The sequence below is a fragment of the Pseudomonas sp. R84 genome, assembly GCF_009834515.1.
Classification (GTDB): domain Bacteria; phylum Pseudomonadota; class Gammaproteobacteria; order Pseudomonadales; family Pseudomonadaceae; genus Aquipseudomonas.
Genome location: NZ_CP019426.1, coordinates 4,154,959 through 4,171,354, shown reverse-complemented (window position 1 = coordinate 4,171,354; position 16,396 = coordinate 4,154,959). Strand labels below are relative to the sequence as shown.

At 57.8% G+C, this 16,396-nt stretch carries 16 protein-coding genes; 12 read left to right on the top strand and 4 right to left on the bottom strand.

Features of this window, described 5'->3' with window-relative positions:
• Window positions 1–4: 4 nt before the first annotated feature.
• From PspR84_RS18405 to PspR84_RS18395, 3 genes are read left to right on the top strand one after another with little or no spacing between them, the layout of a single operon-like run.
• A complete protein-coding gene (locus tag PspR84_RS18405; protein WP_090284391.1) occupies window positions 5–805 on the top strand; it encodes a carbohydrate ABC transporter permease in 801 nt (266 codons plus the stop codon).
• A gap of 10 nt (window positions 806–815) precedes the next feature.
• Window positions 816–1,088, top strand: a complete 273-nt coding sequence (locus tag PspR84_RS18400) for a DUF2160 domain-containing protein (protein ID WP_007912485.1) — start codon at window positions 816–818, stop codon at window positions 1,086–1,088.
• Window positions 1,089–1,135: 47 nt separating this feature from the next.
• Entirely contained in the window at window positions 1,136–2,878 is a 1,743-nt protein-coding gene (locus PspR84_RS18395; protein WP_160058638.1) for an ABC transporter substrate-binding protein, read from the top strand.
• A 234-nt stretch (window positions 2,879–3,112) separates the two neighbouring features.
• Here PspR84_RS18395 and PspR84_RS18390 read toward each other — a convergent pair whose 3' ends face one another.
• The 4 genes from PspR84_RS18390 to PspR84_RS18375 form a co-directional block, all read right to left on the bottom strand.
• Window positions 3,113–3,490: a type II toxin-antitoxin system VapC family toxin gene (locus tag PspR84_RS18390; protein ID WP_102901289.1), complete on the bottom strand. Its 378-nt coding sequence runs from the start codon at window positions 3,488–3,490 to the stop codon at window positions 3,113–3,115.
• The gene (locus PspR84_RS18385; protein ID WP_224790125.1) at window positions 3,487–3,825 is read right to left on the bottom strand and encodes a type II toxin-antitoxin system prevent-host-death family antitoxin; all 339 of its coding nucleotides are present in this window, start codon (window positions 3,823–3,825) and stop codon (window positions 3,487–3,489) included. The genes PspR84_RS18390 and PspR84_RS18385 overlap by 4 nt, the downstream gene beginning before the upstream one ends.
• A 231-nt stretch (window positions 3,826–4,056) precedes the next feature.
• Window positions 4,057–5,490 carry a heavy metal sensor histidine kinase gene (locus PspR84_RS18380; protein WP_160058637.1) on the bottom strand — a complete coding sequence of 478 codons (1,434 nt, stop codon included), beginning with the start codon at window positions 5,488–5,490 and terminating at the stop codon, window positions 4,057–4,059.
• Window positions 5,487–6,161, bottom strand: a complete 675-nt coding sequence (locus tag PspR84_RS18375; protein WP_160058636.1) for a heavy metal response regulator transcription factor — start codon at window positions 6,159–6,161, stop codon at window positions 5,487–5,489. Before PspR84_RS18375 ends, PspR84_RS18380 begins: the two co-directional genes overlap by 4 nt.
• A gap of 535 nt (window positions 6,162–6,696) precedes the next feature.
• On the opposite strand from PspR84_RS18375, the gene PspR84_RS18370 reads away from it, so the two are divergent.
• From PspR84_RS18370 to PspR84_RS18330, 9 genes are all read left to right on the top strand, one after another.
• Window positions 6,697–7,944, top strand: coding sequence for a TolC family protein (locus PspR84_RS18370; protein WP_160058635.1), 1,248 nt, complete (start codon window positions 6,697–6,699; stop codon window positions 7,942–7,944).
• Window positions 7,945–7,993: 49 nt separating this feature from the next.
• A complete protein-coding gene (locus tag PspR84_RS18365) occupies window positions 7,994–9,181 on the top strand; it encodes an efflux RND transporter periplasmic adaptor subunit (protein WP_160058634.1) in 1,188 nt (395 codons plus the stop codon).
• A 14-nt stretch (window positions 9,182–9,195) separates the two neighbouring features.
• A complete protein-coding gene (locus PspR84_RS18360; RefSeq protein WP_160058633.1) occupies window positions 9,196–12,345 on the top strand; it encodes a CusA/CzcA family heavy metal efflux RND transporter in 3,150 nt (1,049 codons plus the stop codon).
• A 223-nt stretch (window positions 12,346–12,568) separates the two neighbouring features.
• Window positions 12,569–12,772: a co-regulatory protein PtrA N-terminal domain-containing protein gene (locus PspR84_RS18355; protein WP_160058632.1), complete on the top strand. Its 204-nt coding sequence runs from the start codon at window positions 12,569–12,571 to the stop codon at window positions 12,770–12,772.
• Window positions 12,773–12,852: 80 nt separating this feature from the next.
• The gene (locus PspR84_RS18350) at window positions 12,853–13,185 is read left to right on the top strand and encodes a DUF2790 domain-containing protein (RefSeq protein WP_160058631.1); all 333 of its coding nucleotides are present in this window, start codon (window positions 12,853–12,855) and stop codon (window positions 13,183–13,185) included.
• A gap of 377 nt (window positions 13,186–13,562) precedes the next feature.
• Window positions 13,563–14,558, top strand: a complete 996-nt coding sequence (locus tag PspR84_RS18345) for an IS110 family transposase (RefSeq protein WP_160057007.1) — start codon at window positions 13,563–13,565, stop codon at window positions 14,556–14,558.
• Between the two features lie 386 nt (window positions 14,559–14,944).
• A complete protein-coding gene (locus PspR84_RS18340) occupies window positions 14,945–15,325 on the top strand; it encodes a DUF6124 family protein (RefSeq protein WP_160058630.1) in 381 nt (126 codons plus the stop codon).
• Window positions 15,326–15,614: 289 nt separating this feature from the next.
• On the top strand, window positions 15,615–15,905 hold the full coding sequence (locus PspR84_RS18335; RefSeq protein ID WP_041073246.1) for a DUF1778 domain-containing protein: 291 nt from the start codon (window positions 15,615–15,617) through the stop codon (window positions 15,903–15,905).
• The gene (locus tag PspR84_RS18330) at window positions 15,863–16,384 is read left to right on the top strand and encodes a hypothetical protein (protein ID WP_160058629.1); all 522 of its coding nucleotides are present in this window, start codon (window positions 15,863–15,865) and stop codon (window positions 16,382–16,384) included. Before PspR84_RS18335 ends, PspR84_RS18330 begins: the two co-directional genes overlap by 43 nt.
• Window positions 16,385–16,396 lie beyond the last annotated feature (12 nt).

The following is a 16,396-nucleotide window of genomic DNA, read 5'->3' as shown; positions in this document are numbered from 1 at the left end:
GGCCATGAGCAAAAGAAAGCTTATTCCGTTGCTGGTGTACATCCTTTTCCTACTGGTGCCGATCTACTGGCTGCTGAACATGTCGTTCAAGAGCAACACCGAAATCCTCGGCGGTCTGACGCTTTTCCCACAGGCCTTTACGCTGGCGAACTACAAAGTGATCTTTACCGATCCGAGCTGGTACACCGGTTATCTGAACTCGCTGTATTACGTCAGCCTGAACACGGTGATCTCGCTGAGCGTGGCGCTGCCGGCGGCCTATGCGTTTTCGCGTTATCGCTTTCTCGGCGACAAGCACCTGTTCTTCTGGCTGCTGACCAACCGCATGGCGCCGCCAGCGGTGTTTCTGCTGCCGTTCTTTCAGTTGTATTCGTCGATTGGCCTGTTCGACACGCATATCGCCGTGGCTTTGGCGCATTGCCTGTTTAACGTGCCGCTAGCGGTGTGGATTCTCGAAGGATTTATGTCCGGCGTGCCGAAAGAAATCGACGAAACTGCCTACATCGACGGCTACAGTTTCCCCAAGTTCTTCGTGAAGATTTTCATCCCGCTGATCGGCTCGGGTATCGGCGTCACGGCGTTTTTCTGCTTCATGTTTTCCTGGGTCGAACTGCTGCTCGCGCGCACGTTGACCTCGGTAAACGCCAAGCCGATCGCGGCGGTGATGACGCGCACGGTATCCGCTTCGGGTATTGATTGGGGCGTGCTGGCGGCGGCGGGGGTGTTGACCATTCTGCCGGGCATGCTGGTGATCTGGTTTGTTCGCAACCACGTGGCCAAGGGCTTTGCCCTCGGTCGGGTCTGAGGAGCTGATGATGGAATGGATGAGTTGGACCACCCCGACAGCCGCATTCTTCATCGTCATCGGCCTGATTCTGGTCGGCATGACCACTTGGGAATTGCGCTCGCCGAGCATCCTGCGGCGAGGTTTTCTGCCGATTGCCACCACCCGTGGCGATCGTTTGTTTATCGGTCTTCTCGGCAGCGCCTACCTGCATTTGCTGGTGATCGGCGCCACCGACTGGAGCATCTGGGTGGCGTCCGCGTTGTCCCTGGTGTGGCTGTTGGCTGTGATGCGTTGGGGCTAGTCGAGTCGTTCGGCAACGCGGCTCCACAACTTAAACAGGAGGTCTCTATGTTCGACAAAAACAATAAGCTGCGACATAGCATTTCATTGGCAGCCATGCTGGCACTCAGCGGTTTGAGCGCATCCGCCTGGGCCGATGCCTACGAGGACGCGGCGAAAAAATGGATCGGCAGTGAATTCAAACCGTCGACCCTGACGGCCGAGCAGCAACTCGAAGAGTTGAAGTGGTTCATCAAGGCCGCCGAGCCGTTTCGCGGCATGGACATCAAGGTCGTTTCCGAGACCCTGACCACCCACGAATACGAGTCGAAAGTGCTGGCCAAGGCGTTCAGCGAAATCACCGGGATCAAGCTCACCCACGACCTGCTGCAAGAAGGCGACGTGGTCGAGAAAATGCAGACGGTGATGCAGTCGGACAAGAACATCTATGACGGCTGGGTCAACGACTCGGACCTGATCGGTACGCACTTTCGCTACGGCAAGACCGAATCGATCACTGACCTGATGGCCAACGAAGGCAAGAACTTCACCTCGCCGACGCTCGACATCAAGGACTTCATCGGCATCTCCTTCACCACCGCGCCGGACGGCAAGATCTATCAACTGCCTGACCAGCAATTCGCCAACCTCTATTGGTTCCGCGCCGACTGGTTCGAACGTGCCGATCTGAAAGCCAAGTTCAAGGAAAAGTACGGCTACGAATTGGGCGTGCCGGTGAACTGGTCGGCCTATGAAGAAATCGCCAAATTCTTCAGCGAAGACGTCAAGGAAATCGACGGCAAACGCGTGTACGGGCACATGGACTACGGCAAGAAAGACCCGTCGCTGGGCTGGCGCTTCACCGATGCCTGGTTCTCCATGGCCGGTGGCGGCGACAAAGGCATTCCGAATGGCTTGCCGGTGGACGAGTGGGGGATTCGCGTCGAGGACTGCCACCCGGTCGGCTCCAGCGTGACCCGAGGCGGTGACACCAACGGCCCGGCGGCGGTGTTCGCCACCACCAAATATGTCGACTGGTTGAAGAAGTACGCGCCACCGGAAGCGGCGGGCATGACCTTCTCCGAGTCCGGCCCGGTGCCGTCGCAGGGCAACATTGCGCAGCAAATCTTCTGGTACACCGCGTTCACCGCCGACATGACCAAACCGGGCCTGCCGGTGGTCAACGCCGACGGCACACCGAAATGGCGCATGGCGCCATCGCCGCGCGGGCCGTATTGGGAAGAGGGCATGAAGCTTGGGTATCAGGACGTGGGTTCGTGGACGTTTATGAAGTCCACGCCTGAGAAACAGAAACTGGCAGCGTGGCTGTATGCGCAGTTTGTGACCTCGAAAACTGTCTCGTTGAAGAAAACCATCGTCGGCCTGACGCCGATTCGCGAGTCGGACATCAACTCGCAAGCGATGACCGATCTGGCGCCGAAGCTCGGTGGTCTGGTCGAGTTCTACCGCAGCCCGGCCCGCGTGCAATGGACCCCGACCGGCACCAACGTGCCGGACTATCCGCGTCTGGCGCAACTATGGTGGAGCCACATCGCCGAAGCGGCTAGCGGCGAGAAGACCCCGCAACAGGCGCTGGATGGTTTGGCCAAGGATCAGGACGCGATAATGACCCGCCTCGAACGCTCCAAGGCCCAGGCTGTTTGTGCACCGAAGATGAATCCGGAGCGCGATGCCCAGTACTGGTTTGATCAACCGGGCGCACCGAAACCGAAACTGGCCAACGAGAAGCCGAAAGGCGAGACCGTGAGCTACAACGAACTGCTGAAATCCTGGGCGGATGCGCGTAAGTGATAGGGGAACTGTGAAAGGCGAACGGCACCGGAAGGTGCCGTTTTTGTTGGTGCCGCTGCGATTGCTATCGCGAGCAGGCTCACTCCCACAGAGGTTCGCGGCGTACACCGCATCTGTGAACGACACAAAAACCTGTAGGAGTGAGCCTGCTCGCGATAGCGGTGTGTCAGACGAAAAAGATATCGACCGACCCGCCGCCATCATTGATGTGTGCCGGTACTGGATGTGTCTTGATCAGACCAGAACAGCCAGATCTGTGTAACGAGCAACCAAAGCATCAGCCGTGAGCAACTTCATCGGCTCGGTCATTGCTGTGGCGATGATAATGCGGTCAAACGGATCGCGATGATGGTGCTCAAGATCCTTCACGGCGATGGCGTGCTCTGCAGTCACTGGCAGTTCGATAAAGCCACTGTCGAGACAATATTGGCGGACTTCTTCCAGATCAACATTCAGCTTGCCGAGCCCGACCTTGATTGCCATTTCCCAGAAAGTGGCGGCGCTGATGTAGATTTCGGCGGCGTTCTCAATCAATTTTCTGGCTTTGCCGGACAATCTGGCGTCATCACTGAGCGTCCAGAGCAAAATGTGCGTGTCGAGCAGAAGCCTCATGCTTGAGTGCCCTCAAATGTATCAAGCATGTCATCGGGCAGTGGTGAGTCGAAATCGTCGGGCAACACCAGTTTGCCTTTCATTGCGCCAATACGCTGAGCGCTGGGTTTTCCTACGGGAACGAGGCGAGCCATCGCCCGCCCATGCTTGGCAATCGTGATGACTTGGCCAGCAGCGGCATCATCGACGAGTTTGGATAAATTGTTTTTGGCTTCAGCCAGCGGAACGATGATCATCAGCTCACCCCTGTATTCTGGACAAATATAGCCAGAATATTTCAACGCTGCCAAACCATAGACTTCTTCAGCCCATTCGCAAACGATATCCCTGTTCATTTTTAGCCTCTCGTCGGTATTCCATCTGCCAAGGCCTCCACCATAGAGCTATCTACTCAAAACTGGCTGTAGGACAAAACGGAGGTTGCGGCGAGAGCTTTCGGCGTTTGTGTGGGGACGGGAGCAAATCGGTAAAAAATCGTACAAAAATGTCGACTGACCCACCGCCATCGCAAGCGGGCGAAGGCCTGCAGGTTTCAGTGGTGCCCACAAACCTGAGTACCCCGCAAATCACTGTGGGAGCTTGCCTGCAAGCGAAGGGGCCATTGTCGGCACCGCAGGAAACCCAAGCCGGAACACGGTCATCGCACCCGGCAAACTCTTCACCTCCGCCACGCCCTGATGCAGGCTCATGATCGAACGGACGATGGCCAGTCCCAACCCGGTGCTGCCCTGCGAGCGCGAGCGGCTGCTGTCGACGCGGTAGAAGCGGTCGAACAGATGTGGCAAATGCTGCGCTTCAATCCCGGCGCCGGGGTTGCTGACCAGCAGGGAGGCCTGCGTCGCACTCTGTTCAATCAGCAGCGTCACGGTTTTTCCGTTCGGGCAATGGCGCAGCGCGTTGGACAGCAGATTGGAAATCGCCCGCTGAATCATCAGCCGATCGCCCATCACCGTCGCACTGCCAACGACATTCAAATGAATGTTCTTATCCTGCGCCGACAACGAAAACATCTCGGCCACTTTCGCGACTTCAACCTCCAGCGCCACCGCTTCAAACGGTGCCAGCGCCGACGGATGACTGACCTGCGCCAGAAACAGCATGTCCGAAACAATCCGCGCCACGCGCTCCAGCTCCTCGGTGCACGACACCAGCACATCTTTGTATTCCTCAACCGAGCGCTCGCGCGACAGCGTGACCTGCGCCTTGCCCATCAGATTGTTGATCGGCGTGCGCAACTCATGCGCCAGGTCATCAGAGAACTGCGACAACTGCTGCACCCCGGCGTCCAGCCGATGCAGCATGAAGTTGATGCCCTGCGCCAGTTCACTCAGTTCCTGCGGCATGTTCACCACGGACAGCCGGTGTTCCAGATCCTGGGTCGAGACCATCGCCGCCACTTTGCGAAACTCGCGCAGCGGCGCCAAACCACGCTGCACCGCGCCCCACGCGGTCAGGCCGATAAACACCAGCAACAACGGCAAGGCAATCAGCGTCGAGCGCAGATACGCGCTGAGCAAAGCCTGATCATGGGCATTGTCCATCGACAGCAGCACCGGCACGCTGTTGCCGTCCTTGAGACGAATCAGCTTGGACACGGTGAGGAATTTCGCCCCTTCGGCATCGATGCTGTCGGAGTAAGTCAATTGATCAGTGGTCGAGCGCACCGCTTTCAATTCAACTCGTGGATCGGTCAAACCGCTGCCGGATTTGAGCAGCGGCGAGCGCAGGTTCAAGCGGTCATAAATCGTCAACGTCAGGTTGTCATGGCCCATGACCTGATCGAGCAAAATGTGCGGCTTGCCGCTGATCTCATTGGCATCGACGTACAGCGACAAGCTGTGTTCGACCTGCGCCATCTTCTTTTCGAGACTGTCGCGCGACAGCGCATTGAGCTCATGGGTCAACGCGAAATAGGCAAGGATCGCCAGGAACACCACCAGCAGCGCGCCGAGAATACTCACCGTCAAACCGAGACGCATCGACAGGCTGGAGGGCTTCATTCCCGTGCCTCCAGCACGTAGCCGACACCGCGCAGGGTGTGAATCAGTTTGCTGTTGAACGGGTCGTCGATCTTCGCCCGCAAACGGCGGATCGACACCTCGACCACATTGGTGTCGCAGTCGAAATTCATGTCCCACACCAGCGAGATGATCTGCGTGCGCGTCAGCACTTCGCCGGACTGGCGCATCAGCAAATGCAGCAGGGCGAACTCCTTGGTGGTCAGGTCAATACGCTGCGCGCCGCGAAACGCGCGATGGCGGCCCGGATCGAGTTCCAGATCAGCGACTTTCAGGACCTGCGGCACCGGGATGTTTTCGCTGCGACGCATCAAGGTGCGCACCCGCGCCAGCAGTTCGGGAAACTCGAACGGCTTGACCAGATAATCGTCGGCGCCCAGATCGAGGCCACGAATCTTGTCGGCCAGACGCCCGCGCGCGGTGAGCATCATCACCCGTGTGGAGTGGGTGCGACGCAGTTGTTCCAGCACGCCCCAACCATCGAGTTCCGGCAGGTTCACGTCGAGAATAATCAGGTCATAGGCCTGCTGTTGCGCCAAGTGTAAACCATCGGCGCCGGTGGCGGCGTGGTCAACGACATAGCCACTTTCGGTCAAACCCTGATGCAAGTATTCGGCAGCTTTAAGCTCGTCCTCGACGACAAGGATTCGCATGATCTTTCACCACTTTTATTTAATGGGTATTTAATTACAAAAGGCCCTCACCCTAACCCTCTCCCAGAAGGAGAGGGGACTGAGCGTGGGATATTTCGGAACTACGCCGACGTGAAAAAACCTCACTGAATCCATAATCGATTTGATGTAACAGGTCGATGGAAAGTGTCAGACACCTCGGTCGGCTCCCTCTCCCTCCGGGAGAGAGCTGGGGTGAGGGGAGGCGGCACAATAAAGGTTGTAGCGGCTACAGGGTCAACGATCAAACGCTCTAAACCAGTGATCTGCGACAGTCGGTCGCAGCGCGAGCCGCAAAAATCCCATGACTTCGATTCACACAAGTGCAATTCAGCAGATAACTAACGCGCATTTGTTTCGATGTATTTCGATAACGCCGCCAGCACTTCGCATCCTAGAACAAAACAACTTCGGCAAACCGTGGATAACGGATTTGTAATGTTCCAGTCACCTTGTCGATAAGTTCAAAACCCTACCGTGGCGGCATCCGAGATTCTTGAATAAAGGAAGTCTTCCATTGCCCGGTTTAATAAAACTGACGGCGCAATCACGCCTGAAAAAAACAGTCAGCGGCCTGGTGTTGTTGGCCAGCGCCGGCCTTGCAAACGCATCGACCCTGACGCTGGACCAAGCCCTGCAAAGCGCCTTCACCGGCAACCCGGAACTGGCCGCTGCGCAGTGGGAAATCGGCATCGCCGAAGGTGACCGCCAACAGGCCGGCCTGATCCCCAACCCTGAAGTGTCGTGGGAAGCCGAAGACACCCGCCGTGACTCACGCACCACCACGGTCATGCTCAGTCAGCCGATCGAACTGGGCGGCAAACGCGGCGCACGCATCGATGTCGCCAGCCGTGCGCAGGATGCTGCCGGCATCGAACTGGAGCGCAAACGCAATGCATTGCGCGCCGATGTGATTCAGGCGTTCAACAGCGCCCAAACCGCGCAGCAACGCTTGCAGCTGTCCCGGCAATCCCTGCAATTGGCCGAGCACGGTTTGCGTGTGGCGCAGGGGCGAATCGAGGCGGGTAAGTCGTCGCCGGTCGAAGGTACTCGAGCACAAGTGCAACTTTCGGAAGTGCGCTTGGAGCTGAGCCGCGCCGAACGCGATCAGGCCACTGCCTATCAGCAGTTGGCGCAGGTCATGGGCGCACCGTTGCCGACGTCGGCCAAGGTGCAGGCACCCACGCAAAGCATGCCGGCCGTTCCTCCACCGACACGATTGCTCGAGCGCTTGAACGAGACCGCCGAACTGCGTCTGGCCAAACTGCAGATCGATCAGCGTGAAGCATCGTTGGGCCTGGAAAAGTCCCAGCGCATTCCCGACCTCACCGTGAGCATCGGCAGCCAATACAGCGAAACCGAGCGCGAACGCGTCAACGTCGTCGGGCTGTCGATGCCGATTCCGCTGTTCAACCGCAATCAGGGCAATGTGCTCGCGGCCGCGCGCCGCACCGATCAGGCGCGGGATCTGCGCAACGCCACCGAGCTGCGATTGCGCACGGAAGTCCAGACCAGCCTTGAGCAATGGCAGACCGCCAACGGCGAAGTCACTGCGTTCAACCAGACCATCCTGCCCGCCGCGCAAAGTGCGGTCGACAGCGCCACACGCGGATTCGAAATGGGCAAGTTCGGCTTCCTCGATGTGCTCGATGCGCAACGAACATTGATCAGCGCTCGTAGCCAGTACATCCAGGCCGTCAGCGAAGCCACCGACGCCCGCGTACGCATCGAACGGATCTTCGGCGACCTCAGCGTCGGCCGTTGAATTTCACTTTTCAGACAACTGCGCGATGGCTCGGCGCAGAGGAGTTTCCATGGATAAAAAATTGATGATTGTCGCGGTGGCGACGTTGGCGCTGGGCATTGGTATCGGCTCGCAGTGGTCAGGTAACGCAAGCATCGACGCGCATGCCGACGAGACTTCTGAGCATGCCGATCACGCCGAAGAAGGTGCAGCGGCTGAACATGCCGAAGAAGGCCACATCGAATTGAGTGCCGAGCAAATCACTGCCGCCGGCATTCAACTTGCCGAAGCAAAGCCGCAAAACATCAGTCTTGGCCTGCCGTTCCCCGGCGAAGTGCGCTTCGACGAAGACCGCACCGCCCACGTTGTACCGCGCGTTCCGGGCGTGGTCGAGACGGTGGCGATCAACCTCGGGCAAACGGTGAAGAAGGGTCAGTTACTGGCGGTGATCGCCAGTCAGCAGATCTCCGATCAACGCAGCGAACAAGCCGCCGCGCAGCGTCGCCTGGCGTTGGCGCGCACCACCTACGAGCGTGAGAAAAAGCTCTGGCAGGACAAGATTTCCGCCGAGCAGGATTTCCTCCAGGCGCGCCAGGCACTGCAAGAGGCGGAAATCGCCGTGAGCAATGCGCGGCAAAAGATCAGCGTGCTCAGCGGCAGCGTGGTCGCCACCGGCGGCAATCGCTACGAATTGCGCGCGCCGTTCGATGGCGTGGTGGTGGAAAAACACCTGACGCCGGGCGAGGTCGTTGATGAAAGCACAGCGGCGTTCACCCTCTCGGATCTGTCGCGAGTGTGGGTAACGTTCGGCGTTTCACCGAAGGATCTGAACAAGGTTCAAGTAGGCAAAGCGGTCACCGTCAGCGCCCCGGAACTCAACGCAGAAGTGGTCGGCAGCGTGGCTTACGTCGGCAGCTTGCTCGGCGAACAAACCCGCACCGCGACCGTCCGCGTCACCCTGGAAAACCCGCAAGGCTCGTGGCGTCCCGGCCTGTTCGTCACCGCGCTGGTCGCTACCGACAGCCGCGAAGCGATAGTCGCCGTACCGGAATCCGCGATCCAGACCGTCGAGGACAAACCCACGGTTTTCGTGCGTACCGACGACGGTTTCGAAGCCCGGGCAGTAGAGCTGGGCAGCCGCGCCGCCGGCCATGTGGAAATCACTCAAGGGCTGGAACCGGGCGCGCAAGTCGCCAGCGCCGGCAGCTTCGTCCTCAAGTCGGAACTGGGCAAAGCCTCAGCCGAGCACAGCCACTGATCCGGAAGACTCCCATGTTCGAACGCCTGATCCAGTTTGCCATCGAGCAGCGCATCATTGTGCTGCTCGCCGTTCTGCTCATGGCCGGCCTCGGCATCGCCAGTTATCAAAAACTGCCGATCGACGCCGTGCCGGACATCACCAACGTCCAGGTGCAAATCAACACCGGCGCCGCCGGGTTCTCGCCGCTGGAAACCGAGCAGCGCATCACCTTTCCGATTGAAACCGCGATGGCCGGTTTGCCGGCACTGGAGCAGACCCGTTCGCTGTCGCGCTCGGGGCTGTCGCAGGTCACGGTGATCTTCAAGGACGGCACTGACCTGTTCTTCGCCCGCCAATTGGTCAACGAGCGTTTGCAGATCGCCAAGGAGCAATTGCCCGAAGGCGCCGAAGCGGTGATGGGGCCGATTTCCACCGGCCTCGGCGAGATCTTTTTATGGACAGTGGAAGCCAAGGAGGGCGCACTCAAGGACGACGGCACAGCCTACACGCCGACCGACCTGCGGGTGATTCAGGACTGGATCATCAAGCCGCAATTGCGCAACGTGCCCGGTGTCGCCGAGATCAACACTATCGGCGGTTTCGCCAAGGAATATCAGATCGCTCCGGACCCGAAACGCCTGGCCGGATACAAGCTGACCCTCACCGATCTGGTCACCGCGCTGGAGCGCAACAACGCCAACGTCGGCGCCGGTTACATCGAGCGCAGCGGCGAGCAATTGCTGATTCGCGCGCCGGGCCAAGTGGCGAGCACCGAGGACATCGCCAACATTGTCATGGCCAACGTTGACGGCACGCCGATCCGGGTGAAGAACGTCGCCAGCGTGGAAATCGGCCGCGAATTGCGCAGTGGCGCGGCCACGGAAAACGGCCGCGAAGTAGTGCTCGGCACGGTGTTCATGCTGATCGGCGAGAACAGCCGCACAGTTTCGCAAGCGGTCGCCAGCAAGCTCGAACAGATCAACAAATCCTTGCCGCAAGGCGTGATCGCGGTGCCTGTGTACGACCGCACGCACCTGGTCGACAAAGCCATTGCCACGGTGAAAAAGAACCTCATCGAAGGCGCGATTCTGGTGATCGCGATTCTGTTTCTGTTCCTCGGCAACATCCGCGCGGCGCTGATTACCGCGATGGTGATTCCGCTGTCGATGCTGTTCACCTTCACCGGGATGTTCAGCAACAAGGTCAGCGCCAACTTGATGAGCCTCGGCGCGCTGGACTTCGGCATCATCGTCGACGGTGCGGTGGTGATCGTTGAAAACACCCTGCGTCGACTGGCCCATGCGCAGCAGCATCACGGCCGTTTGCTGACCCGTGCCGAGCGTTTCAAGGAAGTCTTTGCCGCAGCGAAAGAGGCGCGGAGACCACTGATTTTCGGGCAGTTGATCATCATGGTCGTGTACCTGCCGATTTTCGCCTTGAGTGGCGTCGAAGGGAAAATGTTTCACCCGATGGCGTTTACCGTGGTGATTGCTTTGCTTGGCGCGATGTTGCTTTCCGTCACGTTCGTGCCAGCGGCGATTGCGTTGTTCGTCACGGGCAAGGTCAAGGAAGAAGAGGGCGCGGTGATGCGTGGCGCACGTCGCGTGTATGCGCCGGCGCTGGCCTGGGTCATGTCCCATCGCGCAATCGCAGTGGGCGCGGCGTTGGGCGTGATCGTGCTTAGCGGCGTGCTTACTAGCCGCATGGGCAGCGAGTTTGTACCGAGCCTCAGCGAAGGTGATTTTGCTTTGCAAGCGTTGCGTGTGCCGGGCACCAGCCTGACGCAATCGGTGGATATGCAGCAGCGGTTGGAGACGTTGATTTTGGCGAAAGTGCCGGAAGTCGAACGTGTTTTTGCTCGCACCGGCACCGCCGAAATCGCCTCCGACCCGATGCCGCCGAATATCTCCGACAGCTACGTGATGCTCAAACCCAAGGAACAGTGGCCGGATCCAGGCAAGTCCCGCGAAACCCTGATGGCCGAACTGCAAGCTTCCGCCGCGACGTTGCCGGGCAGCAACTATGAACTGTCGCAGCCGATTCAACTGCGCTTCAACGAACTGATTTCCGGCGTGCGCAGTGATGTCGCGGTGAAGGTGTTCGGTGATGACATGGACGTGCTCAATGCCACCGCTGCGAAAATCGCTGCTGCCATGCAAAAGGTCAACGGCGCATCCGAAGTGAAGGTCGAGCAAACTACCGGGCTGCCGGTGCTGACTATCAACATTGATCGCGATAAAGCCGCGCGCTACTGGCTCAACGTCGGTGATGTGCAGGACACCATTGCCGTGGCAGTGGGCGGGCGTCAGGCCGGGACGTTGTATGAGGGCGACCGGCGTTTCGATATGGTTGTGCGGTTGTCCGATGCCATGCGCAAGGACATCGACGGCTTGTCGGCACTGCTGATCCCGGTGCCGGCACTGAGTGGCGCTGCGAATCAGATCGGCTTCGTCGCGCTGCAAGACGTCGCCAGCCTCGACCTGGTGCTCGGCCCGAATCAGGTCAGCCGTGAGAACGGCAAGCGTCTGGTGATCGTCAGCGCCAACGTGCGTGGGCGTGACATTGGTTCGTTTGTCAGCGAGGCCGGTGAGGTGATCGAGCGTGATGTGCAAGTCCCGGCCGGTTACTGGACCAGTTGGGGCGGCCAGTTTGAACAACTGCAATCGGCGGCCAAGCGTTTGCAGATTGTCGTGCCAGTGGCGCTGCTGCTGGTGTTCGGCTTGTTGTTCATGATGTTCAACAACCTCAAGGACGGCTTGCTGGTGTTTACCGGGATTCCGTTTGCCTTGACCGGTGGGGTCATGGCGTTGTGGTTGCGGGATATTCCGCTGTCGATTTCGGCGGGGGTCGGGTTTATCGCGTTGTCCGGGGTGGCGGTGTTGAACGGCTTGGTGATGATTGCGTTTATTCGTAATTTGCGCGAGGAGGGGCGGTCGCTTTCGGATGCCATTCACGAAGGTGCGCTGACGCGTTTGCGACCTGTGTTGATGACGGCGTTGGTGGCTTCGCTGGGCTTTATTCCGATGGCGCTTGCGACCGGCACAGGTGCGGAGGTGCAGCGACCACTGGCAACCGTGGTGATCGGCGGAATCCTGTCCTCCACGATCCTCACGCTGCTGATCTTGCCGGCGCTCTACCAACTCGCCCATCGCCGGGAAGAAGACACCGTTCCAACTAAATAGGTAATCCCCTCTGTAGGAGTGAGCCTGATCGCGATAGCGGTCTATCAGGCAGATCTACATTGACTGACCCACCGCTATCGCGAGCAGGCTCACTCCTACAGGTTTTGTGTTCGACTTCAGAAGTGTGTCCGGGAGATAACGGATATGTAATTTCCCCGCCACCGTGACGATAGGTTCGGATTGTTACCTTGATCCCGTCAGTTACTTAAACGAGGAATCAAAGATGAAAATCGTACAGATGGGTACTTTTGTTGTGGCGTTGGCGATCTCTTCCGTGGCCTTGGCCGAAGGCGGTGGCGACCGCACTTTCGAACGGATGATGACCAGCAACGACCGCTCCATGGAGTTGTTCGTCGCCAAGGAAAAAGCCGCTGGCAACCCGGTTGTCGTCAACGACAAGAAAGACGACAAAACCCGCGATCTGTAAGCCTGCTGCACCTGAACAAGCCCTTCATCGCGCATCGATGCCGGGCTTTTTTTTCAAGCCCGGACGGGAAGGAAATGGATATGAACATGCTCAAGTGGATCGCGTTCGTCGGCGTAATGGCGATGTCTGCGAATGTGCTGGCCGAAGGCGGTGGTGACCGCACCTTTGAACGCGCGCTCAGCGCCAACAGCAAAGCCATGGAACAGTACGCCGCCAACCAGGGCAAAGCGCCGCCGGCGGTGAAGGATTACGAATACGGAATGAAGCTGGACGTGGTCAAAGTGGTGAGTGTGGTGAAGCCGCAGCCTGCGTGCAAAGTGGTGCCCACCGCGATGACCTACGAGGACTCCAAAGGTCAGATCAATACCATCAAGTACAACGTGATGGGCGTGTGCCGAAACGGCGGGAGCTGAATCCGCCACGCCAGAACGCGGCCCCGTGTAGGAGCTGCCGAAGGCTGCGATCTTTTGACTTTGATTCTAAAGATCAAGATCAAAAGATCGCAGCCTTCGGCAGCTCCTTGTATGTTGCCCTCACACCAGTCAATTGAGATCTAAGCTCGCTGGTGCGGACATACGAAGATGTGTTTCTGGGGGAGACCGATCGCTCCTAAAGGCAGGACTTGCTCCTGACCTTGTCTGTAGAGAGGTCCCCCCGCCTCATTGCCCACCACGAAGAGTATCGAGAAGCCGACAAGTCGGACTTCGCATTACAAGGTTGCAGTGGCATGAAGTTCGAGGTCAGGGGAACCAGGATGCATTTCTAACCCAGTTCACTCGGAGTTGAAAGCATGAGCATGCATGTCGGTTTGGATGTGGGGTCTCGCACGACCGCCATGGGCTGGCGCAACGACGGCCGTTTTGCAGGGGCCTGCAACATCGACCAAACACCCGCCGGGCGCAAAGCAGCGGTCAACAGGTTGCTCGAGCTCAAGCCTTTATCCGTAGTGATGGAGGCCACCGGCATCTATTACCTGGATTTGGCCATGGAGCTCACCGCGGCGGGTTTGCCCGTTTCGGTTATCAACCCGAAGAGCTTTCATAACTTTGCCAAGCTGATGCTGAAAAACAGCAAAACCGATGCGATCGATGCCCAGTTGCTAGCCGAATACGGCGAACGCATGAGCCCAAAATTGTGGACGCCGCCCACGACCATACAGTTGGAACTGCGGGCTATCGGAAGGCATATCAATCGTTTGACGTGTCATCGCACCCGAGCCAAGAACGAGCTGCATGCGCTGAAAGCTACTCAAACAACCGTGAAAATGCTGATTGAAGACGAAGAAGAAGCCATTGAAGCTTTTGACAAGCGAATCGAGCGTTTCAGGCTCGCAGGTCGGGCGCTGATCGACAACTGCCCGACGCTAAGCGCCCAGTTTGGGCACATGATCGCAGCGCCGGGCATGGGCGAAATTTCAGTATTTGCGGCACTGGCTGAATTGACGACCTTGCCAGTGACACTTAAGTCCGCGCAGGTCAGCCGACATGCAGGACTCGATGTGCGGCTTACGCAATCAGGTACCAGCATCGATAAACCTGGGCGGATAAGTAAGGGCGGAAACACCTACCTACGTTCAGCGATGTACATGCCAGCGCTGACTGCCATACGTTGCGACAGCAACGTGAAAGCCTTTTACGAAGCGTTGATCGGGCGAGGGAAGAGAAAGATGCAGGCTATCGTCGCCGTCATGCGCAAATACCTGACCGGCTTGTGGGCCTGCATGCGAGCCGGCGAAGATTTCAATACGGCCAAGCTTTTTTGCGCAAAAGATCTCGCAAAAGCTTGACCGTGAACAGAGTATCTACAGGGGTCGAATTGCAATATCACGATGCGTATTTCAATTCGTGATGTTTAAAGGTTGTGTGGGAAGTGCGGAACCTTCCCACAATGTTTTCAGGTTGTCCGTCGGACGTCAGCTCTCTAGCCTGTGGGGGTCGCTGCCAATTCAGCGATCGGGATTGGAACCCCGTGGCTTTACAGAAAGCGAAAGCACTTTTCATGACGTATGCTTGCACACCTTTGATGGTATGCAGTTCGTTATGGCAGCTGTGCGCGGGAGACTTCGAGTCTGTCGGGTTTTCTGTTCCCCGGGTTCCAACCTGCGTACAGCTGCCACCCTTTCGATTGGAACCGAATGGGCCAGCTCCACTTTCAGAACAGAAGATGAACCTTATGAAAAAGCCAACCCCAAATCCCCCCGAAGCAGACGCAATCCCCGACGCCAACTCAACATCCCCCTACGCCTCCGTCGACACCCGAAAACTCCACGAAGCCGCCGACCGCGCCCTCGACTTCTACCTCAAACCCTCAGCCGCCATCATGTCCGCACCGTACATCCCCAACCAGATGTTCCTGGTCAATCCCAAAGCCGACACCGAATCACTACTGGCCAACGCCAGCGAATCCCTGGCCTCGGCCACGGTGATGCTCGGTGACTTCGCCGCATTGCTGGGCGGCACCCATCGCAAGACCCTGCTGGGTATCGCGCAGGTGGTCATGCTCGGTGAACTGGCGGTGAACAAAGCGCTGGATAACGTGGAGGTCACGACGTAGGCAAAGGTCCTTTGGCGAGGATCTCTTTCTCGCCAGACTAAATAAAATGACCGTGTATCTGAAAGCTATACGCGTATATGCATTAGCTACACGGTCGGTATAGAATCGACTCCGAAGCTGCTCACATGGCTTCGCACCTCAAACGTTAGATCTCACGTTAAGAGCATGGCCTAAACCTCTCCGGGCCACTCAAGGAGTCAGAAAATGAAAAGTAAACAAAAGCTGATGTGCTAACGCCATAAGGAGGCTCCAGTTCCAACATCACCTACCCAGATGGGAAACAGAACAAATGTCCACAACTGAAAGCGTTGAAAAATCCAAACCCGTTCCAATCAACATGAGAGCGGACGAAAAGAAACGTAATCTGATCGATTTGGCAGCCGCCATGTCTGGTCGTGATCGCACAAGTTTTATCCTGGAAGCTGCCTGCCAAAAAGCTGAAGAGGTGATTCTGGATAAACGACTGTTCCTTCTCGACGACAGCGCATTTGATGCATTCGAACAGGCTATTGAAGCCAATCCGGCTCGAGGTAACGAATGCCTGCACCAACTGCTCGCACGTCCAAAACGTTGGAGTTGACCGCCCCCGAGAAGCTCAACGACCTACACGAGCTCAATGCTTTCGATTCTGGTGAGGTGACCATTGACCATTACCTGCAGAGGAAGGCGCGAAAAGCCCAATCCACCAAGCAGGCTGTTGTGTACGTCAGTTGCCTCAAAGGCACGTCGAATGTGATGGCCTATTACACTCTCTCCAGCGGATCAGTCGCCCGTGCCAGCGTCATGCCGAAGAGCAGTCAACGCAATTCGCCCAGTGTCCATCCGGTAACTCTATTGGGGCGTATGGGGGTAACGCGCGAAGCTCAGGGCCAAGGTTTCGCTGTCGATTTACTGCAAGATGCGATTGAAAGAGCCCTCAACGCGTCTCAGTCGATCGGATCCAGCGCAATAATTGTTCATCCCTTGAATGATCGGCTGTCGAGCTTTTATATCAAGTACGCGGGATTCATTCCGTGCCCCGACATTTCCCCTATAACCCTGATGCTGCCTCTACGCTAAAGCTTGGCTTTC